Genomic DNA, 1,685 nt, shown 5'->3' on the forward strand with positions numbered 1-1,685 from the left:
TGTCAACACTGACTGCGAAACGTAATATCAGGGCGAGCCGTCCCTAACGCACCCTACGCAGCTGCTATATCAATTAGCACTTATTACCTGTAAAGCGGTAAACTTAAAATCACGGAAAGTTTCGGAAACAATCTGCTCATTACCACGAAATTCTTGTTTTTCATAACTACCATTGTTTAACACCAGCACAGTTACTAATTGCTCTTGGGGGTCAATAATCCAATATTCAGGAATAGCCCTTTCTTGGTATTGTTGTAGTTTCTCTACATAATCACGTCGGTAGTTTTCATCCCTTTGGTTTTTGTAGGGGCTAACTACTTCAGCAACAAACTGTGGGGGAAGCATATCAAGGGTGATAGTTAGGCGTTTTTCGGTTTGGATCAGATGTTCTTCTCTAATTACTACTAAATCTGGATAGCGGTTTTGAGGATTTCCTGGAACTTGTAATTCACAACTGTGCGTTTTAATTAACCGGCGTTTAATTAGTTGTGCTAATTGGAGCATTAGGCAAGTTGCTATCCAATTGTTTGGTTCACCCTCAGGCGGCAATTCTACTAACTCCCCATCAAACAGCTCATAACGATTATCTGTGCCATCATCGTATTCCAGATATTCCTCAAAAGTGAGTTTGGAGGTGGTTTTAACCATGGGGCCCTCGCAATTACTGAATTAAATGGTACAGTTTTTATTATAACATTTTTTTAATTATATTTGGCAATATTATTTTTAATAATATGTTAATTTAAGTAACAGGTGACATTAGTAAATAGAGCCACTTTATTTAGTCTAATCCCAATTAAATGACATTCCTAAATACTCTTCTAACTTCTGATTATGAGGTCGAAAGAAGTCAGTTAACATTTGTCTCAAGTCTTGACTAATGGGAGTGTAAGACCTACCATTGCATTTGGGGTATTGAAAAAACTTCTGATCAGATAAACCCAAAAATGCAATGATGGTACTCATCACAATCTTGGGATTGCTATAGAAGTCTTCACTCTTCACTATTAAAAATTGTTCTCTCGGAAAAATCTCCATCCATCGTTTTAACTTATAGACGTAAAGACTTCCTAACAAATTATTTGGATGTCGATACCCGGTCTGTAATAGCTCTGATTCGGTTAAAGTTTGCAGTCGTTGCTTTTCTAGAGCTAGGGCATCTTCTAGACTGCGCTTTTCTCGACCATGATAAAAATTGTGATAGTAACAAGAGATGGCGCGATCAACGGGATTTCTCAATAAAACAATGAGCTTAACCTTGGGGAAAAACTGAAACATCCGTTGGGCAGATTCAGTGCAGTCAAAATAATTAGGGCTTGCTTCCCCAGCTAAAAAATTAGGAGTGTCGGTAATGGATGGAAAATGGGCGAGATACCAATCAATCCCTTGATTATAATATTTACTGAAAAAATTTAACTCTTTTTTATGAGGAGACATAATTTGTGGATAACGACTCAGATACATATATAATGAAGATGTACCAGATCTGGCCGCTCCAATAATAACGAAGTCTGGACCATGCTCTTTTTTAGGTTTCCAGTCAACCTCGGCCAGGTTGGGATTGGATGCAACTGCGTTTGGCAATCGGCGACTGTTCCTTGCCGGTCTTGCAGACCACATAGTCTGCTTTAATGTCGCCCCACTTTGCAGGGCCGTCAGCTTCACCATAGCCCCAGTCTGGCTTG

The 1,685-nt window shown here is 39.2% G+C and carries 2 protein-coding genes; both read right to left on the reverse strand.

The features are described 5' to 3' along the window. Positions 1-69: 69 nt before the first annotated feature. A complete protein-coding gene (locus F6K20_RS37395; protein ID WP_287267763.1) occupies positions 70-648 on the reverse strand; it encodes a Uma2 family endonuclease in 579 nt (192 codons plus the stop codon). A gap of 138 nt (positions 649-786) precedes the next feature. Further along, positions 787-1,685 (reverse strand): sulfotransferase family protein (locus F6K20_RS37400; protein ID WP_287298240.1); only part of this gene is annotated, 899 nt, incomplete at its 5' end.

This window comes from Moorena sp. SIO2C4 (genome assembly GCF_010672485.1).
GTDB classification, from domain to species: domain Bacteria; phylum Cyanobacteriota; class Cyanobacteriia; order Cyanobacteriales; family Coleofasciculaceae; genus Moorena; species Moorena producens.